We start from the raw sequence: 21,030 nt of genomic DNA on the forward strand, positions 1-21,030 counted from the left end.
GTTCGTTTTTTTTGTCGAGATTAGTTAGGTGCTCATGTCAGAGCGAAAGCAGCAACGCGCCCCTCAACTCAGGGCAGTTCAGACCAAAGCCGCCATCCTGCGCGCCGCGGCCGAGGTCTTCGACGAGTTCGGCTTCAGCGGAGCCAGCATCAGCAAGATCATGAAGCGGGCGGACGTCACGCAGGGCGGCATGTACTTCCACTTCAGCTCGAAGGAGGAGCTCGCCTACGCCGTCATGGTCGGCCAGGGTGACGGCCTGGAGTTCCCCGCCGGGGAGGACGGCCTGCAGCACCTGGTGGACATCACGCTCTACCTCGCCGAGCAGCTCCAGCACAATCCGGTGCTCCGCGCCGGCGTCCGACTGGCCGTGGAACAAGGCGAGTTCGGCCTGCGCGACGACGTCGCCTACCAGGCCTGGGTGCTGGAGTTCCGCCAGCAGCTGCGCTTCGCCCGGGCCAAGGGCGAACTCCAGCCGGACGTCGACGACCACGAACTGGCCTGGGTACTGGTCAGCTCCTTCACCGGGGCGCAGCTCTTCTCCCAGGCGTCGACCGGCCGGGCCGACCTGCCGCAGCGGATCGCCTCCCTGTGGCGCTACCTGCTGCCCGCGGTGGCCGCGGACGACATCCGGGGCGGGCTGCGCCTGACGCTGCCGCCGAGCGAGCCCAAGCCGGAGCCCAAGCCGGAGCCGGAGGCGGAGGCGAAGCCGAGGTCGAAGTCGGCATCGGGGAAGCGGGCGTGAGTGCCCCTCGTGTCGTCGTGACCGGCGCGACGGGCTTCGTGGGGTCGGCCGTGCTGCGCCGGCTGGCCGAGCGGGACCAGCAGGCCACCGTGCGCGCGGTGTCCCGTACCCAGGCCCCCGCGGACTTGTCCGGAGCGAGCTGGGTGGGCGCGGACCTGGCGGACGGACCGTCCCTGCGCGGGGTGTGCGACGGCGCGGACGTCCTGCTGTCCCTGGCCTCCTACGTCGGACCGGACGCCGACCGCTGCAACGCGGTCAACTCCGCCGGGACCGCGGCCCTGGTGGCCGAGGCCCGGCGGGCCGGAGTGGGGCGGATCGTCCACCTGTCCACCTGCGCGGTCTACGGTCCGGGGCCTCATCGGGGGGAGGACGTGGGCGGGTTGACGCCGGCTCCGGTATCGGCGGCCAGCGGCAGCCGGCTGGCGGGGGAGGGGCCGGTGCTCGATGCGGGGGGACTGGTCCTGCGCGCGGGGCTCGTGCTGGGGAGGGGCGACCGGTGGGCCGTACCGGCGCTCGTCGACGCCTTCCGGCGGGTACCGGCGGGGTGGGCCGGAGGGGCGGGACTCGCCTCCTTCGTGGACGTCGACGACCTGGCACGGCTCATCGTGGCGTTCACGCTCGGTGGCGGCGCGGCGGCCGACGCCACGGGTGTCCTGCACGCCCACCACCCCGAGCCGGTGCGCAACCGGGACCTCATGGAGGCCCTCTCCGAGCACCGCGTGCTGCCGGCGCGGCCAGACGCCGACTGGTCGTGGCGCAGATGCCTGGACGCCCTGGCCGCGACCCCCGGATGGGTGAGCGAGCGTCAGTTCACGCTGCTGGCCGGTGACCACTGGTACCGCGCCGACACGGCCTGGGAACGTGCCGGGATCGCACCTGGACCCGGCCCGCTGAGCCGGATCGGGCAGGCGGCCCGGTGGTACCGGGAGAGAGGCGGGGTCGCCCCGGGGTGACGGCGATCTGCCAAAGCCTCAGCGGGATGGGGCGTGGGCGGGCTGTGTCGGGCAGGGCGGCGGGTAGCGTCCGGAGCACAGCCGGTCACCCCCTGAAGGAGTGGAAATGTCCGACCTTTCGAACATCGTCAAGGCGTATGACGTGCGTGGCGTCGTGCCGGACGAGTGGGACGAGTCCCTGGCCGGGTTGTTCGGTGCCGCGTTCGTGGAGGTCGTGGGGGCGGGTGCGATCGTGATCGGTCATGACATGCGTCCGTCGTCGCCGGGTCTGTCGGCGGCTTTTGCGCGGGGTGCGGCGGCGCGTGGGGTGGATGTGACGTTGATCGGTCTGTGTTCGACGGATCAGTTGTATTACGCGTCGGGTTCGCTGGGTCTGCCGGGTGCGATGTTCACGGCGTCGCACAATCCGGCCCGGTACAACGGGATCAAGCTGTGTCGTGCGGGTGCGGCTCCGGTGGGTCAGGACACGGGTCTGTCGCAGATCCGGGCTCTGGTGGAGAAGTGGTCGGACGAGGGTGCCCCGGAGGTCGTGGAGGGCACGGTTCGGCACGGTCAGGGAGCTGGACTCCCTGCCGGGTTATGCGGCGCATCTGAAGGGTCTGGTGGACCTGGCGTCGATCCGTCCGCTGAAGGTGGTGGTGGACGCGGGCAACGGCATGGGCGGTCACACCGTCCCGACGGTGTTCGAGGGCTGCCGCTGGATGTGGTGCCGATGTATTTCGAGCTGGACGGGACGTTCCCGAACCACGAGGCGAATCCGCTGGATCCGAAGAACATCGTGGATCTTCAGGCGCGGGTGCTGGCGGAGGGTGCGGATCTGGGGATCGCGTTCGACGGTGATGCGGACCGCTGCTTCATCGTGGACGAGCGGGGTGTGGGTGTGTCCCCGTCGGCGGTGACGGCGCTGGTCGCGGCGCGTGAGCTGGCGCGTAACGGCGGTTCGGGCACGGTGATCCACAACTGATCACTCCTGGTCGGTGCCGGAGGTCGTGCGGGAGAACGGTGGCACGCCGGTTCGTACGCGGGTGGGTCATTCCTTCATCAAGGAGGAGATGGCGAAGACGGGTGCGATTTTCGGTGGTGAGCACTCGGCGCACTACTACTTCAAGGATTTCTGGAACGCGGACACGGGGATGCTGGCGGCGTTGCATGTGCTGGCGGCGCTGGGTGGTCAGGGGGGTCCGTTGTCGGAGTTGGTGGCTTCCTATGACCGGTATGCGGGTTCGGGGGAGATCAACTCGACGGTCGGTGATCAGGCGGCGCGTCTGGTGGCGGTGAGGGAGGCTTTCGCCGGTCGTGAGGGTGTCTCGCTGGATGAGTTGGACGGTTTGACGGTGACGGGTGAGGACTGGTGGTTCAACGTCCGTGCCTCGAACACCGAGCCGTTGCTGCGGCTGAACGTCGAGGCCCGTGACGAGGCCACCCTGGCCAGGATCCGCGACGAGGCCCTGACCCTCATCCGCGCCTGACCCATCCGGCAGGGCTCCGCCCAACCCAGCCCCGCCGGCGTTTGAGGCGCAGGTCCGGGCGGAGCCCGGTGCCCGGCGGAGCCGGGTTCCGCCCGAACCCGCCCTCAGGCGGACTGCCGTCCGCGCTCCCGCACCGCACAGGCATACGCGTACCCGTACGCCGCCGACATCAACGTCATGTGATGGTGCCAGCCCGGAAAGGACCGCCCCTCGAAGTCGAGGAGTCCGAACTCGTCGGCCAGTGCGCCGAGCACCGCGGTGGACCCGGCCGACCGCCGCACCAGGTGCAGCAGGTCGTCCATCCGGTGGCGGTTCATATTGGTGAGCCAGACGGCCCCGCCGCCCCGCCGCCCCGGCGGCCGTTCGCCGAACAGCCGGTAGATCTGCTGCGTCCCCCGCCCCGCCGGTTCCCCCTCCGGCACCCGGACCAGCGCCGAGTGGATGCGCTGCCACCGCGGACGCGCGCCGGGGCCGGCGAGCGGCGCGGTGTACGGGTGGCTGGTGTTGCCCAGCCGGGCGAAGTCTCCCGCTGTGGTCCTGCCGCGCCCGGGCGTGCGCGCGGGATCGACGCCGTGCGTCAGGGCGGCGGCGCGGACCGTGAGGGTGGGCGGTACGGACACCAGGAAGTCGTACCCGCGGCGGCCGAGCACGCCGATCAGCGCGCCCGCGGCGCCGCCGAGGCGGCTCAGGTCGGCGACCACGGGGGGATGTGCCGACGAGGTACGCGCGGCGATCGAGTCGACGAGCTCCAGTACGAGTGCCTCCGGGGCCTGGTGGACGGCCTCGGGAGAGATGCGTGCCCGGCGGCGCAGGACGGGATCCGCCACCCAGGCCTCGGGAAGTGCCAGCCGCCAGTCGACGGGCACGCTCATGCCGTCCAGGGACAGGAAGAGGCAGAAACCCAACTGGCAGTTGACGATGCGTCCGGCGACGGGGTCGAAGCGGCGGTGCACGCCGACCGAGTGCTCACCGCGCTTGGGGAAGCACACCTGCCCGATCGTCCAGGCCCGCACGGGGTGTCGTTCCTCCACCCACCGGAGCAGTTCGGTGCGGGCCGGATTCCAGTCCCAGGGACTCGCGTTGATGAACTGCTGCAGGGACTGGGAGGCGGTGGGCGACTCGGTGACGGACGCCGCCAGCCTGCGTACGGACTTCTTCCCCGGGGTGGTGAGCAGTCCCTGCAGGTAGACCCGGGCCCAGCGCCGCTGGTCGGCTCTCGGTAAGTGACCGAAGAGGCGTTCCGTGAAGTCGGCCAGGGCGGTGTCACCGGCAGTCAGGGCTCTGGTCCTCGTCCGTGTCGTCATCTGTCTCCCCCTCCACTGCGGACGTCGGCGTGCGCCGTCGGTAGTAGCCATAGAATACAGAACGTTCGTTTTTTTTCTAGCGAACCTATGGCGCCCCGCCCACGACTTCGGCACGTTGGATCCGGAGGCCTGTGGCGCCCGTGCCGCAGCCGTGCCGGGCCGTCCTCCGGGAGGGCGGGGCATGGGCGCTTCTTCGTCAAGTCGGCGTTGTCGGCGGTCGGTGCCGGGGCGACGCTGGAGGCGGCCATCTCCGCGCGGTGCTGCGGGGCGCGATGGCGAGTGAGGAACGACCTGGATGGCAGTGATAGTGCAGTGGTGAAGCAAGAGCGCGGCGTACGTACCCGTAATCATCTGATCTCGGTGGCTGCCGCTGAATTCGACCGCAACGGGTACGACGGGACCTCGCTTTCCCGGCTGAGCCGCTCCGCCGGGATTTCCATCGGAGCGCTCACCTTTCACTTCGCGGCGAAAGGGGAGTTGGCTTCGGCCGTCGAGGATTCGGGACGTGCGGCCACCCGCAGGGTGGTCGAGGGGGTGACGGCCCGTGGCGGTCCGGCGCTGGACACCGTGTCCGCGCTCGTGCTCGCTCTCGGCGGGCTGATCGAGACGGACGCGGCCGTGCGCGCCGCGGCGCGGCTGACCCAGGAACGGGCCGGTGCCGGACCCGACTGGTGCGGCTGCTGGCTCCCCGACATCAAGGAGCTGCTCGAACAGGCCGCCGAGCAGGGTCAGCTGGACCCCGAGGTCGACCCGTGCCCGGTCACCCTGCTCACGGCGCACCTGGTGGGTGGTGCCGTCACACGGGTACGCCGGGGCCGGGGCGAACTTCCGGGCGCGGTGACCGGTGAGCTCAGGGAGCTGTGGCGGCTCATCCGCCGGGGCATCGCAGCCCCTACAGACCTGGAAATGCCCAAGTAGGAAGAAAAGAAAGGTAATTCAAGCCGGTGGAGCGCGGTGCGCTCTAGCGTCGGTGGCATGAATTCCACACCTCACCGGATAACCAAAGCAGTGATCCCCGCCGCGGGACTCGGCACGCGATTCCTCCCGCTGACCAAGGCCACTCCGAAGGAAATGCTTCCGGTGGTCGACAAGCCGGCCATCCAGTACGTGGTGGAAGAGGCCGTTGCGGCGGGGATGTCGGACATCCTCATGGTCACCGGACGCAACAAGCGGCCGCTGGAGGACCACTTCGACCGCAACTACGAGTTGGAGGAGGCCCTCCAGCGCCGGGGTGATCAGGACAAACTCAGGAGTGTCTGCGCCTCCACCGAACTCGCCGACATCCACTACGTGCGCCAGCGGGACCCCAAGGGCCTCGGGCACGCCGTCCTGTGTGCCGCGCCCCACGTCGGCCGGGAGCCCTTCGCCGTCCTCCTGGCCGACGACCTGATCGACCCCCGCGACCCCCTGCTCTCCCGTATGGCCGAGGTGCGGGAACGGCTCGGCGGCAGTGTCGTGGCCCTCATGGAGGTGGACCCGCAGGCCATCCACCAGTACGGATGCGCCGCGGTGGAGCGGTCGGCGGGCGGTGACGGCGTACGCATCACCGAGCTGGTGGAGAAGCCGGAGCCCGGTACCGCGCCCAGCAACCTGGCCATCATCGGCCGCTACCTCCTCGACCCCGAGATCTTCGAGGTCCTGCGGAACACCACCCCCGGACGCGGCGGCGAGATCCAGCTCACGGACGCCCTACGCACGCTGGTCCAGGCCGGACGACCTGTGCACGGCGTCGTCTTCTCCGGCCGGCGCTACGACACCGGGGACCGCGCCGAGTACCTGCGCGCGACGGTCAGGCTCGCTTGCGAGCGCGCGGACCTCGGCCCCGAATTCCTGGCCTGGCTAAGGGAGTTCGTACGGTCGGAAGAGCTCGTGGGGGTCTGAGCGGCCGCTCGGTGGGCGACCGCGGAAGTTCCCCGGTCGCCCACCCCACCTGCTGCTCCCTCGCCAACTTGCCCAGATCTCAACGGGGTTCGCCCTCCCGATTGATTACCGAACGGTAATTACGTAATTTCTTCCCCGTGGCCGCTCCGTCGATCGGAGCGGCGCCCGAAGCACCGAGTGCAGAGAAGGAGGTGAACTCCATGGACAAGCCGAACCCGCGGCACGCGACGGCAACCCCCGACGCCGCGTCCGAGGTACCGGTCGGCGCACTGCTCGCCGCGGATTCCCCCCGCACCGTCCACGTGGACGAGAGCCATGCACAGGCCCTCGCGCAATCCGGCCGGACGCTGCCGCCGCTGCTCGTGCACCGCCCCACCATGCGGATCATCGACGGCACGCACCGGTTGCGGGCCGCCGTACTGCGCGGGCAGGACACGGTGGGAGTGACGTACTTCGACGGCAGCGCCGAGGACGCGTTCGTGCTCTCGGTCGAGGCCAACATCAGTCACGGGCTCCCGCTGACCCACGCGGAACGGACCGCCGCGGCGCTACGGATCCTGCGGTCCCACCCGGACTGGTCCGACCGCGGCATCGCGCGGCGGACCGGACTGGCGGGCAAGACCGTCGGGGCACTACGACGCCGCGAGACTCCGGGGCCCGCCCCACCGGGCCGAGTCGGCCAGGACGGCCGCGTCCGGCCGGCCGACCCGGTCCGCGGCCGGGAGGCCGCGGCCCGGCTGCTGGCCGGCCGTCCCACCGCGTCGCTGCGGCAGATCGCGCGGGAGGCGGGCATCGCGCCCTCGACCGTACGAGACGTACGGCGCCGGATCGGAGCGGGCGCGGACCCCGTACCGGCCGCCCAGCGGCGCTCCGGCAACACCCCGGCCCCCGCACCGCCTCCGGTCCCCGCCCGGGTCCGGGGGCAGCCACTGCCCGTACTGGTCACCAGCCTGTGCAAGGACCCCCTGCTCAGGCTGAGCGATGCGGGCAGGCTCCTGCTCCGCATGCTCGACCTCCAGGTGAGCGGACTGCGCCAGTGGGAGCGGATCGTCGCCGCAATACCCCCGTACCGCGTGGAGACGGCGGCCGCCGCGGCCGCCCAGTGCGCACGGGACTGGCAGGAACTGTCCGAAGAACTCCGGCGCCGCGCCTCGGCGCACACCCCTGCCTGAGCCGGCTTCCCCGGCGAGTACCGGCCTTCGCGTCCGAAGGCCTCAGTTGTGATCGAAAGGATGTATGGCGATGTCGGTTGTCGAGGGAGCGCGTGTTGACGCGGGTTCAGGGGAGGGGGGAGGAGCCGAGGGGCCCGTTCGGCTGGATGGGCGTCTGCGGTTGGTGCTGGTGGTGCTGCTGGTGGCGCAGTTCATGCTGGCGGTTGATTTCTCGATTCTGAATGTGGCGTTGCCGGTGATCGGTGACGGGCTCGGTTTCTCGTTGTCGAATCTGCAGTGGATCGCGACGTCGTTCGCGTTGTGTGCTGCTGGTTTCACCCTGTTGTTCGGTCGGGTGGCTGACTTGTTCGGCCGGCGTCGGCTGTTCCTGGTGGGGCTTGCGGTGCTGGGTCTGTCGTCGCTGGCGGGTGGTCTGGCGAACAGTCCGGAGATGCTGCTGGTGGCGCGGGTGTTCCAGGGTCTTGCGACGGCGGCTGTGACGCCGGCGGGTCTGTCGCTGCTGACGACGTCGTTCCCGGAGGGGCCGTTGCGTCAGAAGGCGCTTGGTCTCAACGGTGCGTTGATGTCGGCGGGATTCACGACGGGCGCGATCCTGGGCGGTGTCCTGACGGATCTGCTGTCGTGGCGGTGGGCGTTCTTCATCAATGTGCCGGTGGCTTTGGCGGTGTTGTTCATCGCTCCTGCGGTGATCAAGGAGTCGCGTCCGTCGGTGCGTCCGCGGCTGGACCTGCCGGGCGCGACGGCCGTCACCCTGGGTCTGCTTGCGCTGATCTATGGGCTGACGCAGGCCGGTGAGCACGGCTGGGGTTCGGGCAGTGCGCTGGCGTGGCTGGCGGCGGGTGTGGTGCTGCTGGTGGTGTTCTATGCGATCGAGTCGAAGAGTGCCGCCCCTCTCGTTCCGGTGTCGGTGCTGAAGAAGAAGACGGTGGCGTGGGGCAATATTGCGGGTCTGATCGCGTTCCTGACGGAGACGAGTCTGGTCTTCCTGATGACGCTGTATCTGCAGGAAGTGTTGGATTTCTCGCCGCTGACGGCCGGTCTGTCCTTCGGTGTGCTGGGTATCGGCACGGTGATCGGTGGTTCGATCGCGCCGCGGGTGATCGGAGCGACGAGCACCCGGGCGACGTTGATCATCGGTGGTGTGCTGCAGGCGGTCGCGACGTTGAGTCTGATCGCGTTGGGTGAGACGTCGTCGAGCATGTGGCTGCTGCTGATCGCGACGTTCGCGGGTGGTGTGGGGAACATGCTGGTGATCGTCGGGTTCATGGTGACGGCGACGACGGGTCTGCCGGATCACGAGCAGGGTATGGCGACGGGGCTGGCGACCATGACCCAGCAGGTCGGTATCACGATGGGCACGCCGATCATGTCCGCGATCGCCGCAGCCAACACCGACATCCACGCCGGCATCACGACCGCGGTCATCGTGAACACCGCGATCGTCCTCGTCGGCACCCTCACCACCGTCCTCTTCCTCCGCACCAAGCAGCCCAGCTGACGAAGTGCGCGCCTCCACTAAGGCAACTCCGCCTTGTGACAGCCCTGCCCCGGCCGCGAACGTTGGCCCCGGGCCCGGCGCGAGCGCCGGCTACCGATGGAAAGGAACCCCGATGGCCACACCCACCGTCGTCAGCTGGGAGCAGGTCTCCGTGCCCACCCCGGCCGGGCACCTTCCCGCCCGGGTCTACCGGCCCGGTACCGCTTCGCCGCAGGGCTGGCTGGTGTGGGCCCACGGGGGCAGCTGGCGTGCCGGATCCGCCCAGGACTGGCACGGCGCCACCGCCGAACTCGCCCGCCACTCCGGCTTCGGTGTGGTGAGCGTCGACTACCGGCTGGCCCCCGACGTACGCCACCCGGCCATGGTCGAGGACATCCTGTCCACCCTGACCTGGGCCGGGGAACAGCAGGACGGGCCCGCCGGAGCCGTGCCCGTCCTGGCCGTCGGCGGGGACAGCGCCGGCGGCACCCTCGCCGCCTCGGCCGCCCTCGTCTGCCGCGACCGCGGGGTCCCGCTGGCCGCGCAGGTGCTGGCGTACCCGCCGCTGGACCCCGCCTGCGCGGCGGCCTCGTACCACCGCTTCCCGGACCTGTTCCCCACGGCCTCCTACCTGAGGGCGGCCTGGCAGGACTACCGGCACCCGGGCCGGCCGGTCGCCGCGGACGGCACCCGGCTCCACAGCACCCCCTTCGAAACCGCCGACCTGCGCGGACTCGCACCGGCCGTGATGGCCACCGGCGACCTCGACCCCGTCAGCGACGACGTGCACCACTACGGGCGCCTGCTGCGGGCGGCCGGGGTGGAGGTCGCCCTGCGGGAGTTCCGGCAGACGGGTCACGGAGCGTTCCTGCAGCCCGGCCGCAGCCCGGGCGGGCACCCGACGGCGTCGATGCGCGGCTGGCTCGGGCTGGCCCTGCGCCGGCTCACCTCACCGAACGACTTGGAAACCGCACCCTCTTCCCCTCCCAGGAGCTGACATGACCACCTCCGACGTTCCCAACCTCGACGCCCTGCTGCGCCACTTCGCCGATCTGCGCGACGGCATCCACGGCGGCTCCGTCTCCCGCCCCGACAAGGAGGAGCACTTCCGTACCGCCGCGCGCCTGCTGGACCCGTACGCCCGCCAGGCGCTCGGCGAACTCAACGACGAACTGCTCCTCGGACAGGGCGTGATCGACGCCAGCGGCGTCCAACGGGCCGACGACCGCAGCCTCTTCCACGCCTGGACCCTGTGGTGGGACGAGCAGTCGGCCGCCGACATCCCGCCCGTGACGCTGTACGCGCACTACGGAGCCTCCTTCCACCACCCGCACCTGCGGGGCGCGACGGTCTCCGAATGGCCGCTGAACGTCTTCGACGACGCACAGGCCGCCGCCGAACTGCCCACCCTGCGCGCGATCGCCGCCGCGGACCTCCACAACCTGGTCTTCGAACGGGACTTCAGGATCGTGCCCGCGACCATGGCGGGCGCCACCGGTCTCCCCGTCCACCAGCACTGAAAGGCGGCCCGTCATGACGAAGCTGAGACTGTCCGTACTCGACCAGACGCCGGTCGGCGAGGACCACACCCCGGACCAGGCGCTGCGCGCCTCCGTGGATCTCGCCCGCGCCGCCGAGGGCCTCGGCTACACCCGCTACTGGGTCGCCGAACACCACGACTCGCCCGGCTTCGCGAGCAGCGCGCCGGAGATCCTTGCCGGCACCCTCCTCGCCCACACCTCGCGGATGAGGATCGGGACCGGCGGGGTGCTGCTGCCCCGCTACGACCCGGCGAAGGTGGCCGAGGTGTTCGGCGTCCTGGCCTCCCTCCACCCGGGACGGGTCGACCTCGGCATCGGCCGGGCCGGCGGCCCCGCCCGCGACTTCCCGCAGCGGCTGGCGCAGCTGCACGCACTGCTGGGCGAGGGCGGAGTCGTCCCGCACGCACCGGTCCCGCCGCAGGTGTGGCTCCTGGGCGCGGGACGCGAGTCGGCGCGGCTGGCCGGGCTGCTGGGTACGGAGTTCGCGTTCGGGCACTTCTTCTCCCCGACGGGCGGCCAGGAGGCCTTCGAGGACTACCGCGACCGGTTCCGCACCTCCACGGGCGAGCGGCCGGGCGGCGCGCTCGCGGTACGCGTGGTGACGGCCGACAGCGCCGGCCGCGCCGAGGAACTGGCCCAGAGCCTGCTGCTGTGGCACGCCCGCAAGGACCTCGGACAGGACGGCCCGCTGCCGTCGTACGGGACCACGCGCCGCCACCGCTGGACGGGCGCGGAACTGGAACGGGCCAAGGTGCACCGCACGGCCCTCGTCTCCGGGGCGCCGGAACAGGTGTCCGCGGCACTGACGGCCCTCGCCGGGAGCCACGGCGTGGACGAGCTGATCGTCAACACCCTGACCTGCGACCCGGCCGACCGCCGACGCTCGTACGAGCTGCTCGCCGAGGCCTTCGCCCTCCCGGGCCCCGATCCGCGATCCGCAGCTGCCCCGGTGGGAGCCTCCGGACCGGCTCTCAGGGGTCAGGAGCGGTCGAGGCCCCAGGTCTGGAGCGCGTAGGCCCGGCCCTTCTCCTCGCCCGTGATCAACGGCACGTCGAGGAGGCGGAAACCGGCCCGGGTGGCCACGCCGACGCTGGAGGCGTTCTCGGCCTCCAGCTCCAGGATCACCCGGTCCACGCCCAGCTGCTCGAAGGCGTACGCGGCCATGACCCGCACCGCGCGGGCGGCCAGCCCCTGGCCCCGGTGCGCCGGACCGAGCGCGTATCCGAGCTCCGTGCCCTCGGGCGCGCGCTTGAGCATCACCTCGCCGAGCGGGGCGCCGCCGTCGACGGTGATGGCCAGCAGGAGGGCCGTACCCTCCTTGCGCAGCTCCCGCGCCCGGTTCAGACGGTTGCGGGCGGCCTCGTCGTCGAAGGGGGAGACGATCGGCGTCCAGTACGCGATGTCGGGGTGGTCGAAGAGCCCGGGCATCGACGCCAGGTCCGCCGCCGTCCAGTCGCGCAGGACCAGGCCCTCGCCCGTCAGCTCCATCCGGTCGGGAAAGGACGGCGTCGTGCTGCTCATGCGGGAGGACCTCCGTGGTCGGTGCGGGACGAACCAAGATATCCGGCGACCGGTCATCGGTTCACCGGCTTATCCGCCCGGCGCCCGGGCCGGCGGCGCCCCGGGCCGGCGGCGCCCCGAGCCGGCTAGACCGCGTACCGGTCCGGGGCGAAGAGGGAAGGGTTCGCCGCGATCCAGTCCGAGGTGCGGCGCAGGCCCTCCTCCAGGCCGACCCGGGGCCGCCAGCCGGCCCAGTCACGGGCCCGGGCATTGTCCGACAGCAGGCGCTGGACCTCGCTGCCCGACGGGCGCAGCCGGGTCGGGTCCACCACCACCTCCGCGTCCCGGCCGGAAGCCACGATCAGGGCCTCGGCCAGGGCGCCGACCGAGATCTCCTCACCGGTGCCGAGGTTGACCACCTCACCCAGCGCCCGGTCGCACTCCGCCACCGCCAGGAACCCCTCCGCCGTGTCCGTCACGTACGTGAAGTCCCGGGTCGGCGTGAGCGAGCCGAGGCGGATCTCCCGGGACCCCGCGTGCAGCTGCGCCAGGATCGTCGGGATGACCGCGCGCGCCGACTGGCGCGGCCCGAACGTGTTGAACGGGCGCACCACCGTCACCGGGAGCTCGAAGGCGTGGTGGAAGGAGAGCGCCATCATGTCCGCGCCGATCTTCGACGCGGAGTACGGGGACTGCGGCTGCAGCGGATGGCTCTCGGAGATCGGGGCGGTCAGCGCCGTCCCGTAGACCTCACTGGTCGAGGTGTGCACCAGACGCCGTACGCCGTGCCGCCGACAGGCCTCCGCCACGTTCTGCGTGCCCGTGACGTTCGTCTGCACGTACGCGCCCGGCGAGGCGTAGCTGTACGGGATCCCGATCAGCGCCGCCAGGTGGAAGACGGTGTCGCAGCCGGCCACCGCGTCGCTGACCCGGCCCGCGTCACGGACATCGCCCGCCCACATCTCCACCGGACCGTCCGGGTCGGCGAGGTAACGCGCCAGGTGGCCCTTCTCGGCGTACGGCTTGTAGTGGACGAAGGCGCGCACCCGCGCACCCCGCGCCACCAGCAGGTCCACCAGCGTCGAGCCGATGAAGCCCTCCGCGCCGGTGACGAGGACGGTGCGGTCGGTCCAGCTGTTCATATGCGCTCCAGGTGAGGGGTGGGGACGACGCCGGCGACGCGCAGGACTTCCGCGGCCAGCAGTTCGGCGGCCCGCGCGTGCGGGCCGGGGTCGGCGGCGCCGGCCATCGACGACAGCCGCGCCGGGTCGGCCAGCAGCGGCCCGATGAGGCCGGCGAGACGTTCGGCGGTGGCCTCGGCGTCGGGCAGCAGCAGCCCCGCGCCCGCGTCCGACAGCACCCGCGCGTTGTGGGTCTGGTGGTCGCCGGGCGCGTACGGGTAGGGCACCAGGACCGACGGGACCCCGGTCGCCGCCAGCTCGGCGACGGTCGCCGAGCCCGCACGGCACACCACCAGGTCGGCGGCCGCGTAGACGAGGTCCATCCGGTCCAGGTACGGCACGGCCCGGGCGATCCGCTGCCCTCCGGACGACACCAGCTCGGCCACCGTGTCCGCCAGCGCGTCCGGACCGGTCTTGACCAGCAGCTGTACGTCGTCCCGGTACTGCCAGAGGTCGGCGAGCGCGGCCGCCGCCCGCGTGAGGCGGACCGCGCCCAGGCTGCCGCCGTTGAAGACGACCAGCCGGCGCCCCGCGGGGACCCCGAGCGCGCGCCGGGCCTCGGCGCGCAGCGCCGCCCGGTCCGGTCCGGGCAGCTCCGCGAGGCCGGACAGGGCCGCCGAGATCGGCATCCCGGTGGTCAGCGCCCGGTCACCGCCCGAGAGGTGGCCCCGGCTGCGGTCGAAGGCCACCGCGACGTGCGGGGTGAGCCGGGCCGCGAACTGGTTGGCCCGTCCGGGCACCGCATTCGACTCGTGGATCACGGCCGGCAGCCCCGCCAGCCGGGCGCCGAGCACGGCGGGAGCGCTCGGATATCCGCCCATGCCCACGACGACGTGGGCACCCTGCGCCCGGATCACCGCACGCGCCTGGTGCGCCGAGCGCAGCAGCGCCGCGGGCAGCAGGTACCGCTTCGCGCCCAGCGCGGGATCGAAGGGGATCATGTCGACGGTGTGCAGACGGTAGCCGGCGCCGGGGATCAGCTCGGTCTCCAGGCCCCGCTCGGTCCCGATGAACGAGACCACGGCTCCGGGCACGGCGCCGCGCAGCGCCTCCGCGAGGGCGAGACCGGGATAGATGTGCCCGCCGGTGCCGCCCGCACCGATCACGACGGAGAGTGCCGCTGATGTGCGGTGTGTGGTGGTGGTCATGTGCGCACACTCCCGGTGCGCCCTAAGAACGTTCTAAGAACGACCGGCAACAGGCATCGGGTGCTGCTCGAAACCGCTCAGCGTCGGAGGACGACGATGACGACCGCCGTGCTCCGGGTCGGCCTACCGTGCCGGGCGGAACGGCTCCAGGAAGCGGATCCCGTCCTCGACGCTGCCGTCCATCAGTTCCAGCAGCTTGGGCACCAGGTCCTGCATGCGGGGTGCCTGCAGGTGGCCTTCGAGTGCCTCGCGGCTCTCCCAGCGCTCGAAGATGACGAACGCCCCCGGTTGTCCCTCGACCTGGTGAGCCTCGTAGTCGATGTTGCCCGCGTCGTAGCGCGATGCGGTGACGGCGGCTGTCATGAACGCCTTCATCGCGGCTTCCTTCCCGGATTTGGCCCGGGCTTCCCACAGCACGGTGACGTAGTGGTTCGACGTGGTGGTCACGCTTGCTCCTCCTGACTCCGAACAGCATCGTTGTGCGCCGTTCACGACTCGACACTGAGCCCCGGGGAGCGTCGGCGGGAGATACGGGACTTCGTGGTACCGCGCGTACCACCCAGCGGGGCGAGGTGTGCGGGAGGATCGTGTGCATGGATCAACTCGGTGCCGCGCTGCGGGCGTGGCGGGACCGGCTGGACCCCGCGACGGTGGGCTTCGCACACGGCTCACCCCGCCGGGTCCCCGGTCTGCGACGCGCGGAGCTGGCGACGCTGGCCGGCATCTCGGTCGAGTACGTGGTCCGGCTGGAGCAGGGACGGGTGGCGACACCCTCGGCGCAGGTCTGCTCGGCCCTGGCTCGCGCCCTGCACCTGTCCGACGACGAGCACGCTCACCTTTTGCGCATGGCCGGTCATGCAGCGGATCCGAGTCGGGTTCCACGAATGATCCCAGGAAGCCTGTACCGGATCGTGGACCAGCTCGCCGGCAACCCGTTGGCGGTCTACGACGCCACCTGGCAGTTGCTGCACTGGAATCCGCTGTTCGCGGCCACGTTCGGCGATCCCACGGTCCGCGGTGTGGGAGACCGCAACGTCCTGGTCTGGCAGTTCCTGGGTGAGCTGCCCCGGGTCCTGCAGACGGCGGCCGAGCGGGTGGCGTTCGAGGAGTCCCTCGTCGCCGACCTCCGCGCGACGACGAGCCGGTACCCCGACGATCCCAACCTCGCGGCGTTGGTATCGCGGCTGAACCTCAGCCCACGGTTCTGCGAGTTGTGGAGCCGCCGAGCGGTGGGCGGCCACCAGAGTGCGCACAAACTCGTCCAGCACCCGGATGTCGGAGACATCGCCATGAACTCCGACATCCTCAACACCCAGGACACGAACCTCCGCCTCGTGGTGTACACGCCGCAGCCAGGCACCGACGCCCGCAGCAAACTCGAATTCCTTGCGGCCATTGGGGTTCAGAGCATGTCTCCTCAGGGGTGAAGGCCCGCGTTCTGCCTTGTCCGGTGGACCAGGCTGCTGGGTGGTACGCGCGGTACCAGGAAGTCCTGTAGCTCCCGCCGACCCTCCCGGGGACCCAGCATGGAGTGCGTGAACAGCGCACGACCGTGCTGTTCTGACCACGAGGAGCCAGCATGACCACCACATTCATCACCGGGGCCAACAAGTCCCTCGGTTTTGAAACCGCTCGTCGCCTCGTCGAGGCGGGGCACACCGTCATCCTCGGTGCCCGCCACCGTGAGCGCGGTCGGGCCGCGGCCGAGTCGCTCGGCGCCCGGTTCGTTCAGATCGACGTGACCGACGACGCCTCGGTCCAGGCCGCGGCCGCGGATGTCGCCGCGCATGAGGGAGCGATCGACGTCCTGGTCAACAACGCCGGCGTCCTGGGCAAGGTCGGCCCCGTCGAGGAGTACACCGCGGCCGACGTGAGTGCCGTGCTCGACGTGAACGTCGTCGGGATCGTGCGCGTCACGCACGCCTTCCTCCCGCTGCTGCGCAAATCGCCGAACCCCGTCATCGTCAACGTGTCCAGCGGGATGGGCTCCTTCAGCATGACCCAGGACCCGGCGCGGATCGAGTCGCAGTATGCCCTGCCCCTCTACTGCGCCTCGAAGACCGCGGTCACGATGCTCACGACGCAGTACGCCAAGGAACTGAAGGACGTGAAGGTCAACGCCGCAGACCCCGGGCAGACCGCGACCGACTTCACCGGCGGCCTCGGACACAGCGTCGCCGACGGCGCAGAGTCCATCGTGACCCTCGCGACGATCGGCCCGGACGGGCCGACGGGACAGTTCACCGACCGATCCGGGAACCTCCCGTGGTGAACCTGCCCTGAGCTCAGGGTCGGTCGACCCACCTCCCTGCGCGTACCTCATGCTCGTGATCTCTGTGCTCAGTGATCACGAAGGTCGGCCGTGCCCGCCCCGATCCAGGCCAGCAGGCGCTGGCCCGTCGAGCGCACGCATTCGTGGATGAACGGCTACGGCAAGCTTCGGCGCTGCACCGAGAGAAACGGCAGGTCGTGGACCTCTGCCTCTACCTCGCCGCTACCCTCGTCACACTTCGCATGATGATCTGGCAGGCACGCAGCCGCTACCGCTGGGTCCAAGAGCCGATCCGGCGGCCCACAGCGGATAGCCGCAGCTCAGCGCCTCCCCACCGCGCCCGCGCCCGCTGCCTCCAGCAGGACCAGAGATATGACGAGGCCCTTGCCTTCCCAGCCGACCAGGTGAGCGCTGCGGCCGCCTAACCCGAGACCGCCCGCTGGTCCGAGGACCGGACCCAGGGAGCGAAGCGCTGACCGGGTACTGCATCCTCACGCCAGTAGCGCAGGACGGTTTCCTGGACGATGTCGAGTCGCTCTGCGGCGATCAGGCACGAGACCGGCTCTTGCCCTCCCGCATCGGCCTCGAAGGCGACCACGACGGGCGGCCTCTCGCCGAGCTGACGAGTGACCCTGAGGAGCTCGTCCGCCGTCGGTGCGCGGAAGGTCGGATCGTAGAACACCGACGGGCAGTTGACGAGCAGCGGATCGCCGAAGACCAGTTCCAGGCTGTGGTAGTACGACAGGTCGTAGTTGGCGGCGAGCCTGAGCTGTCCGCCGTCCCAGGCAACGACGTCCCAGTCCCACCAGGGCCCCTCAGGGAGCTGGATTCCCGCATGTGTTCCCTCGACGTCCACCCGCGCCCTCCTGCCGTTCGAACAGATCGACAGGCTACAAGCGGCTATGACCGTGCGTGCGGCTTGACCAGTCAGGACCCTGAGGTGTCTGGATAGCCCCGTTCGCAGGACTGAGCCCGCGTGCCTTCGGCAAGTTGATGAGGCAGCTGCGCCGCGAGGGCGGCGACGCGCCGGGCCGTGGTCGGCCGTGGAAGCTGTCCCTGGAGGACCGGGTGCCATCGGTGGCCGCGTACTGGCGCACACCAACATGACCCTGCGTCAACTCGCGCCGCTCTTCGGAGTGTCCAAGTCCACCGCCGATCGCGTCATCGACCACCTCGGCCCCAGGCTCGCGCCGGCCCCCACGCAGGCGCTTCGCCAAGGACGCGGTGCTGATCGTGGACGGGACGCTGGTACCCACCTCGCAGTCTCGGAGGAGAATCAGGCGAGGCAGAACTCGTTGCCCTCGATGTCCTGCATCGTGATGCACGACTCGTTGACGCCATCGGCCCGCTGCGTCAGCACGTGTTTCCCGCCGAGCGCCACCAACCGTGCGCATTCGGCCTCAAGGGTGGCCAGGCGCTCCTCACCCACGAGCCCGGCGCCGGCCCGCACATCGAGATGCACCCGGTTCTTGACGACCTTGCCTTCGGGAACTCGCTGGAAGAGCAAGCGCGGGCCCACGCCCGAGGGGTCGGTGCACGCGAAGTAGATCTCATCCTCGGGCGGCAGCGAGCGGTGGTACTCCTCCCACGTGGCAAAGCCCTCCGGGACCGTCGGTACGACGTACCCCAGCACCTCGCACCAGAAGGCGGCGAGGGGCGCAGGCTCCGCGCAATCGAAGGTCACTTGGAACTGTTTGATCGTTGACATCGGCGCACGATAACAGGGGCCCTGCTCATCTCCCCAGGTCGGGAGGGGTCAGCACGTTGCCGGGAGGAGGCGCCTGCTACCCCCTGCTGTGTCGTGCGGTCACAGGGGCGAACCGAGGTCGGTGCCTCCTCAAAGGGAACGTGGGATGCGATCCCGGCCAGCCACTGTCGTGCTGCCAAAGATCAGTTACGGAGCAACCCTTGGCCCCGAGAATCAACTGCGAACATTCCGGGATACTGCTGCCTCACGGTGTCGGCACGGGCCGGAGACACCTCCAAAGCGAGCCCCCTAGCACCCTTCTCGACTTCCTCTGCCTTCTTTTCGGCAGCCTGTGCCTTCTTCTCGGACACGTCAGCCTGACCTGCGAAGAAGAAGGATGGGATGGCTCCCACTGCGACACCCACGATGAGGCCGACGACGGTCCACAGCTGATCGATGTCCTTATGGTCTGCGGCCAGGCGCACCGTAAAGGCAACCAAGGCAAGAAATGCCAATCCGATCAGAGTCGATGCCCACATGTTGGACTTCACAGCCAGCACCTCCACGAGTCATGTCGTACGCCTGTCAGCGACAGCTGGTCCGGACACGAGTGGGCCGCGGTCACTGGCCCATGAAAGCTACGGGCGGCTCTCGCGTCGACGCGCGAACGGCAGCACCGTTGAATTACTCCCTGCTACAAGGCTATTGCAGACACGCTCACCTGTCGTCCGGGGCTCTCGCGCTGAGCGGCAAGGGGGAGCAGTGGACCAGTCACCCGAGTTGATCCTCGTCAGCGCCGACCTCGTGGCCCTCTATACGGGCAGGACTTCGAGCATCATTCGCCGATGGGCGAGCGAGGGCCGGATCACTGCATACGGTCAAGGTCGGGGCAAGGTCCGGTACAACTTGCTCGAACTTCCCAGAGCCGTAATGAATCCGTGGCCCGGTGAGCGCATCCTCGGTCAGCCGCCCAGACCTGCGAATCGGCCGAGCGGTGCCTCCGCACCACCTCCTGGCGGGACCCTCAGCCGGCGGATGGCGTCCTCTCAACCCCTGGTCCCGCTGACCCCTGACCGTGCGGCTTCACCTCTAGGCTCGGGCCTTTTGCATGTCCAGGGATAGATCGCCCCCTCCTCCTTCGTGAGCTAGCCCCAGAGCCGACGTGGGCTCGGAGAGGTCTACCCATGCGACGGCCCTTGTCTTCCGCAGCCATGAGCGGCAGTGCAGGCAGTCGCTGCATGTCACGCCCCTTCTGGCCCGACACGTGTGTCAGACGGTGCGTGGTGCATCTGCGGTGCTCCTGAAACAACCTCCGTACGCCTGCCGGTGCGCGGCTCTCCTCAGCACCCTGTGTCCAGGGTCTGATGGGGGCCCGGCGAGGAGGTGGCGATGGCGAGGCGGCGACGACCGCAGCCCAGGGACAGCCGAGGGCGTTTCACGAAGACCGGCGTTCCGCTGTGGCTCGGTGTCCTGGTGGTGGCCGTGGTGGTGCTTTCCTACGTTCGTTAGCCGTCGACCTCACAGAGCGACGCCAGCTGCGCGAGGCGGGTGTCCAACCAGCCCGTCTCGGACCGAGCGGTCGGCCTTCAAGGGGGTGCCGGCGGAAACCCAGCACCCCCCTGTCCGATTCAGTCGTGTCCGCGGCGCACGCGGGGTCCGAGATCGGGCTGCCCGGACCCCTACCGCTATGGCGAGGTAGTCGCCGAGAGCGACGAGGAGTTTTTGCGGGACTTGATCACTCGCCACCCGGACTACGAGGAGAAGGCGGGGGCGGGAGTCGGTGGCTTCGTGGTGGTGCGGACCGAGTGGAACAACCGCGGGTTGGTTCTGGTCCGGATCGACGGCTCGGAGATAGACATCTCGTGGCAGGAGTGCCTCAGGGCGACGCCTCACGCGCAGCAGGTGCGCGGGTGTCTACGGCGGGCGATCAAGGATCAGGTCATCACGCATGTCACCGAGGCTTTCAGGCATGGGCCGGTGGTGTGCGAGGTAACGGGGGACAGCGTCTCCTCGCCACAGCAAGCGGACGTGGATCATTGCCAGCCCGCGTTCGAGGAACTCGCTCAGAGTTTCATCCAGGAAAACGGCGGCCTGGAAGCTTTTGTCATTGCTCCCGACCATGCGGCCGGCTTCTCAGTTGCCGAGCTTGAAAACCCGGCGCTCGTCAGAGACTGGCAGGAGTACCACCGCAAGCACGCCACGCTGCGCGTCGTTACCAGGCATGCCAACCGATCCATCCTCCGCAGGAAGATCCGTGACGAGTGAGGGCTACCCGGGCCGCGGCCCATTCGCGAGACGAGGGAGGGGCCGCAACAGCCCCTTGACCGCTTGACCTGCTGAAACGCGTGCGTGTGGATCGCCTGCACCACGTCTTGGTGTGGAACCCCGCACGTGCCATCGGCCGGACAGCGCGCTCGGCGTGCTGGACCGGCGCTGGCGGGGCAGGCTGGGGGCGTGTCGGATCAGACGGAAATCATCGTGCATCCCGTGTCCCCGAAGGGCGGCCGGGAGGTCACCGTCCATGCGCTCGGCGTGGACGTGGACCTCGGGCGCGCGCACACGCCGAGGGACGTTGCCGAGTTCCTGCGTCGCGCCGGCCTGGAGGACGTGGACCTGAGCGAGGACGGGCCGATCACCTGGGAGGGCGGCGGCCCCGAGGTGTGGAAGCGCCCCGACGGCTGAGGGGCAGCCGCGGTACCTGGG

The 21,030-nt window shown here is 70.2% G+C and carries 21 protein-coding genes and 3 pseudogenes; 16 read left to right on the forward strand and 8 right to left on the reverse strand.

The window, feature by feature from the left end; translation table 11 throughout:
* Positions 1–34 precede the first annotated feature (34 nt).
* From KO717_RS30890 to KO717_RS30900, 3 genes and pseudogenes are all read left to right on the forward strand, one after another.
* The gene (locus KO717_RS30890; RefSeq protein ID WP_301372704.1) at positions 35–742 is read left to right on the forward strand and encodes a ScbR family autoregulator-binding transcription factor; all 708 of its coding nucleotides are present in this window, start codon (positions 35–37) and stop codon (positions 740–742) included.
* Entirely contained in the window at positions 739–1,695 is a 957-nt protein-coding gene (locus tag KO717_RS30895) for an NAD-dependent epimerase/dehydratase family protein (RefSeq protein WP_301372705.1), read from the forward strand. Before KO717_RS30890 ends, KO717_RS30895 begins: the two co-directional genes overlap by 4 nt.
* 106 nt (positions 1,696–1,801) lie before the next feature.
* A pseudogene (locus tag KO717_RS30900) lies at positions 1,802–3,164 on the forward strand (phosphomannomutase/phosphoglucomutase).
* A gap of 104 nt (positions 3,165–3,268) precedes the next feature.
* On the opposite strand, the gene KO717_RS30905 reads toward KO717_RS30900, so the two are convergent.
* Positions 3,269–4,468, reverse strand: a complete 1,200-nt coding sequence (locus KO717_RS30905) for an IS701 family transposase (protein WP_301372706.1) — start codon at positions 4,466–4,468, stop codon at positions 3,269–3,271.
* Positions 4,469–4,828: 360 nt separating this feature from the next.
* Between KO717_RS30905 and KO717_RS30910 the strand changes: the two genes are divergently transcribed.
* The 7 genes from KO717_RS30910 (at position 4,829) to KO717_RS30940 (ending at position 11,554) form a co-directional block, all read left to right on the forward strand.
* Positions 4,829–5,386 (forward strand): TetR/AcrR family transcriptional regulator, encoded by a 558-nt coding sequence (locus KO717_RS30910; protein WP_301372707.1) that lies wholly within the window; start codon positions 4,829–4,831, stop codon positions 5,384–5,386.
* A 57-nt stretch (positions 5,387–5,443) separates the two neighbouring features.
* Positions 5,444–6,349 (forward strand): UTP--glucose-1-phosphate uridylyltransferase GalU, encoded by a 906-nt coding sequence (gene galU, locus KO717_RS30915; protein WP_301372708.1) that lies wholly within the window; start codon positions 5,444–5,446, stop codon positions 6,347–6,349.
* A gap of 200 nt (positions 6,350–6,549) precedes the next feature.
* On the forward strand, positions 6,550–7,521 hold the full coding sequence (locus KO717_RS30920; RefSeq protein WP_301372709.1) for a ParB/RepB/Spo0J family partition protein: 972 nt from the start codon (positions 6,550–6,552) through the stop codon (positions 7,519–7,521).
* 70 nt (positions 7,522–7,591) lie between these two features.
* Positions 7,592–9,019 carry an MFS transporter gene (locus tag KO717_RS30925; RefSeq protein WP_301372711.1) on the forward strand — a complete coding sequence of 476 codons (1,428 nt, stop codon included), beginning with the start codon at positions 7,592–7,594 and terminating at the stop codon, positions 9,017–9,019.
* A gap of 112 nt (positions 9,020–9,131) precedes the next feature.
* On the forward strand, positions 9,132–9,995 hold the full coding sequence (locus tag KO717_RS30930; protein ID WP_301372712.1) for an alpha/beta hydrolase fold domain-containing protein: 864 nt from the start codon (positions 9,132–9,134) through the stop codon (positions 9,993–9,995).
* A gap of 1 nt (position 9,996) precedes the next feature.
* Positions 9,997–10,518, forward strand: coding sequence for a hypothetical protein (locus KO717_RS30935; RefSeq protein ID WP_301372713.1), 522 nt, complete (start codon positions 9,997–9,999; stop codon positions 10,516–10,518).
* Between the two features lie 13 nt (positions 10,519–10,531).
* Positions 10,532–11,554, forward strand: a complete 1,023-nt coding sequence (locus KO717_RS30940; protein WP_301372714.1) for an LLM class flavin-dependent oxidoreductase — start codon at positions 10,532–10,534, stop codon at positions 11,552–11,554.
* Here KO717_RS30940 and KO717_RS30945 read toward each other — a convergent pair.
* The 4 genes from KO717_RS30945 to KO717_RS30960 all read right to left on the reverse strand — a co-directional run bounded on the left by KO717_RS30945 (position 11,518) and on the right by KO717_RS30960 (position 14,815).
* Positions 11,518–12,060: a GNAT family N-acetyltransferase gene (locus tag KO717_RS30945; RefSeq protein ID WP_301372715.1), complete on the reverse strand. Its 543-nt coding sequence runs from the start codon at positions 12,058–12,060 to the stop codon at positions 11,518–11,520. The genes KO717_RS30940 and KO717_RS30945 overlap by 37 nt on opposite strands.
* Before the next feature lie 125 nt (positions 12,061–12,185).
* Positions 12,186–13,181 carry an SDR family NAD(P)-dependent oxidoreductase gene (locus tag KO717_RS30950; RefSeq protein WP_301372717.1) on the reverse strand — a complete coding sequence of 332 codons (996 nt, stop codon included), beginning with the start codon at positions 13,179–13,181 and terminating at the stop codon, positions 12,186–12,188.
* The gene (locus KO717_RS30955; RefSeq protein ID WP_301372719.1) at positions 13,178–14,368 is read right to left on the reverse strand and encodes a UDP-N-acetylglucosamine--N-acetylmuramyl-(pentapeptide) pyrophosphoryl-undecaprenol N-acetylglucosamine transferase; all 1,191 of its coding nucleotides are present in this window, start codon (positions 14,366–14,368) and stop codon (positions 13,178–13,180) included. Before KO717_RS30955 ends, KO717_RS30950 begins: the two co-directional genes overlap by 4 nt.
* 123 nt (positions 14,369–14,491) lie before the next feature.
* Positions 14,492–14,815, reverse strand: coding sequence for a putative quinol monooxygenase (locus tag KO717_RS30960; protein WP_301372722.1), 324 nt, complete (start codon positions 14,813–14,815; stop codon positions 14,492–14,494).
* Positions 14,816–14,961: 146 nt separating this feature from the next.
* Between KO717_RS30960 and KO717_RS30965 the strand changes: the two genes are divergently transcribed.
* The 3 genes and pseudogenes from KO717_RS30965 to KO717_RS30975 all read left to right on the forward strand — a co-directional run.
* The gene (locus KO717_RS30965; protein WP_301372723.1) at positions 14,962–15,795 is read left to right on the forward strand and encodes a helix-turn-helix transcriptional regulator; all 834 of its coding nucleotides are present in this window, start codon (positions 14,962–14,964) and stop codon (positions 15,793–15,795) included.
* A gap of 152 nt (positions 15,796–15,947) precedes the next feature.
* Positions 15,948–16,640 (forward strand): SDR family NAD(P)-dependent oxidoreductase, encoded by a 693-nt coding sequence (locus tag KO717_RS30970; protein WP_301372725.1) that lies wholly within the window; start codon positions 15,948–15,950, stop codon positions 16,638–16,640.
* 90 nt (positions 16,641–16,730) lie between these two features.
* Positions 16,731–16,939 (forward strand): annotated as a pseudogene (locus KO717_RS30975) (IS5/IS1182 family transposase); the annotation flags it as partial.
* A gap of 122 nt (positions 16,940–17,061) precedes the next feature.
* Here KO717_RS30975 and KO717_RS30980 read toward each other — a convergent pair.
* The gene (locus KO717_RS30980) at positions 17,062–17,496 is read right to left on the reverse strand and encodes a hypothetical protein (protein WP_301372727.1); all 435 of its coding nucleotides are present in this window, start codon (positions 17,494–17,496) and stop codon (positions 17,062–17,064) included.
* 92 nt (positions 17,497–17,588) lie between these two features.
* Here KO717_RS30980 and KO717_RS30985 point away from each other — a divergent pair.
* A pseudogene (locus tag KO717_RS30985) lies at positions 17,589–17,897 on the forward strand (helix-turn-helix domain-containing protein); the annotation flags it as partial.
* A 19-nt stretch (positions 17,898–17,916) separates the two neighbouring features.
* On the opposite strand, the gene KO717_RS30990 reads toward KO717_RS30985, so the two are convergent.
* Together KO717_RS30990 and KO717_RS30995 are read right to left on the reverse strand one after the other, a co-directional pair.
* Entirely contained in the window at positions 17,917–18,348 is a 432-nt protein-coding gene (locus tag KO717_RS30990; RefSeq protein ID WP_301372728.1) for a VOC family protein, read from the reverse strand.
* A 182-nt stretch (positions 18,349–18,530) separates the two neighbouring features.
* Positions 18,531–18,878: a hypothetical protein gene (locus tag KO717_RS30995; protein ID WP_301372730.1), complete on the reverse strand. Its 348-nt coding sequence runs from the start codon at positions 18,876–18,878 to the stop codon at positions 18,531–18,533.
* A 997-nt stretch (positions 18,879–19,875) separates the two neighbouring features.
* Here KO717_RS30995 and KO717_RS31000 point away from each other — a divergent pair.
* Positions 19,876–20,592 (forward strand): DUF3223 domain-containing protein, encoded by a 717-nt coding sequence (locus KO717_RS31000; protein ID WP_301372731.1) that lies wholly within the window; start codon positions 19,876–19,878, stop codon positions 20,590–20,592.
* Between the two features lie 189 nt (positions 20,593–20,781).
* Complete coding sequence (locus KO717_RS31005) at positions 20,782–21,009, forward strand: hypothetical protein (protein ID WP_301372732.1); 228 nt, start codon at positions 20,782–20,784, stop codon at positions 21,007–21,009.
* The last annotated feature ends 21 nt before the right edge of the window (positions 21,010–21,030 follow it).

This window comes from Streptomyces xanthophaeus (genome assembly GCF_030440515.1).
GTDB lineage: Bacteria > Actinomycetota > Actinomycetes > Streptomycetales > Streptomycetaceae > Streptomyces > Streptomyces kutzneri.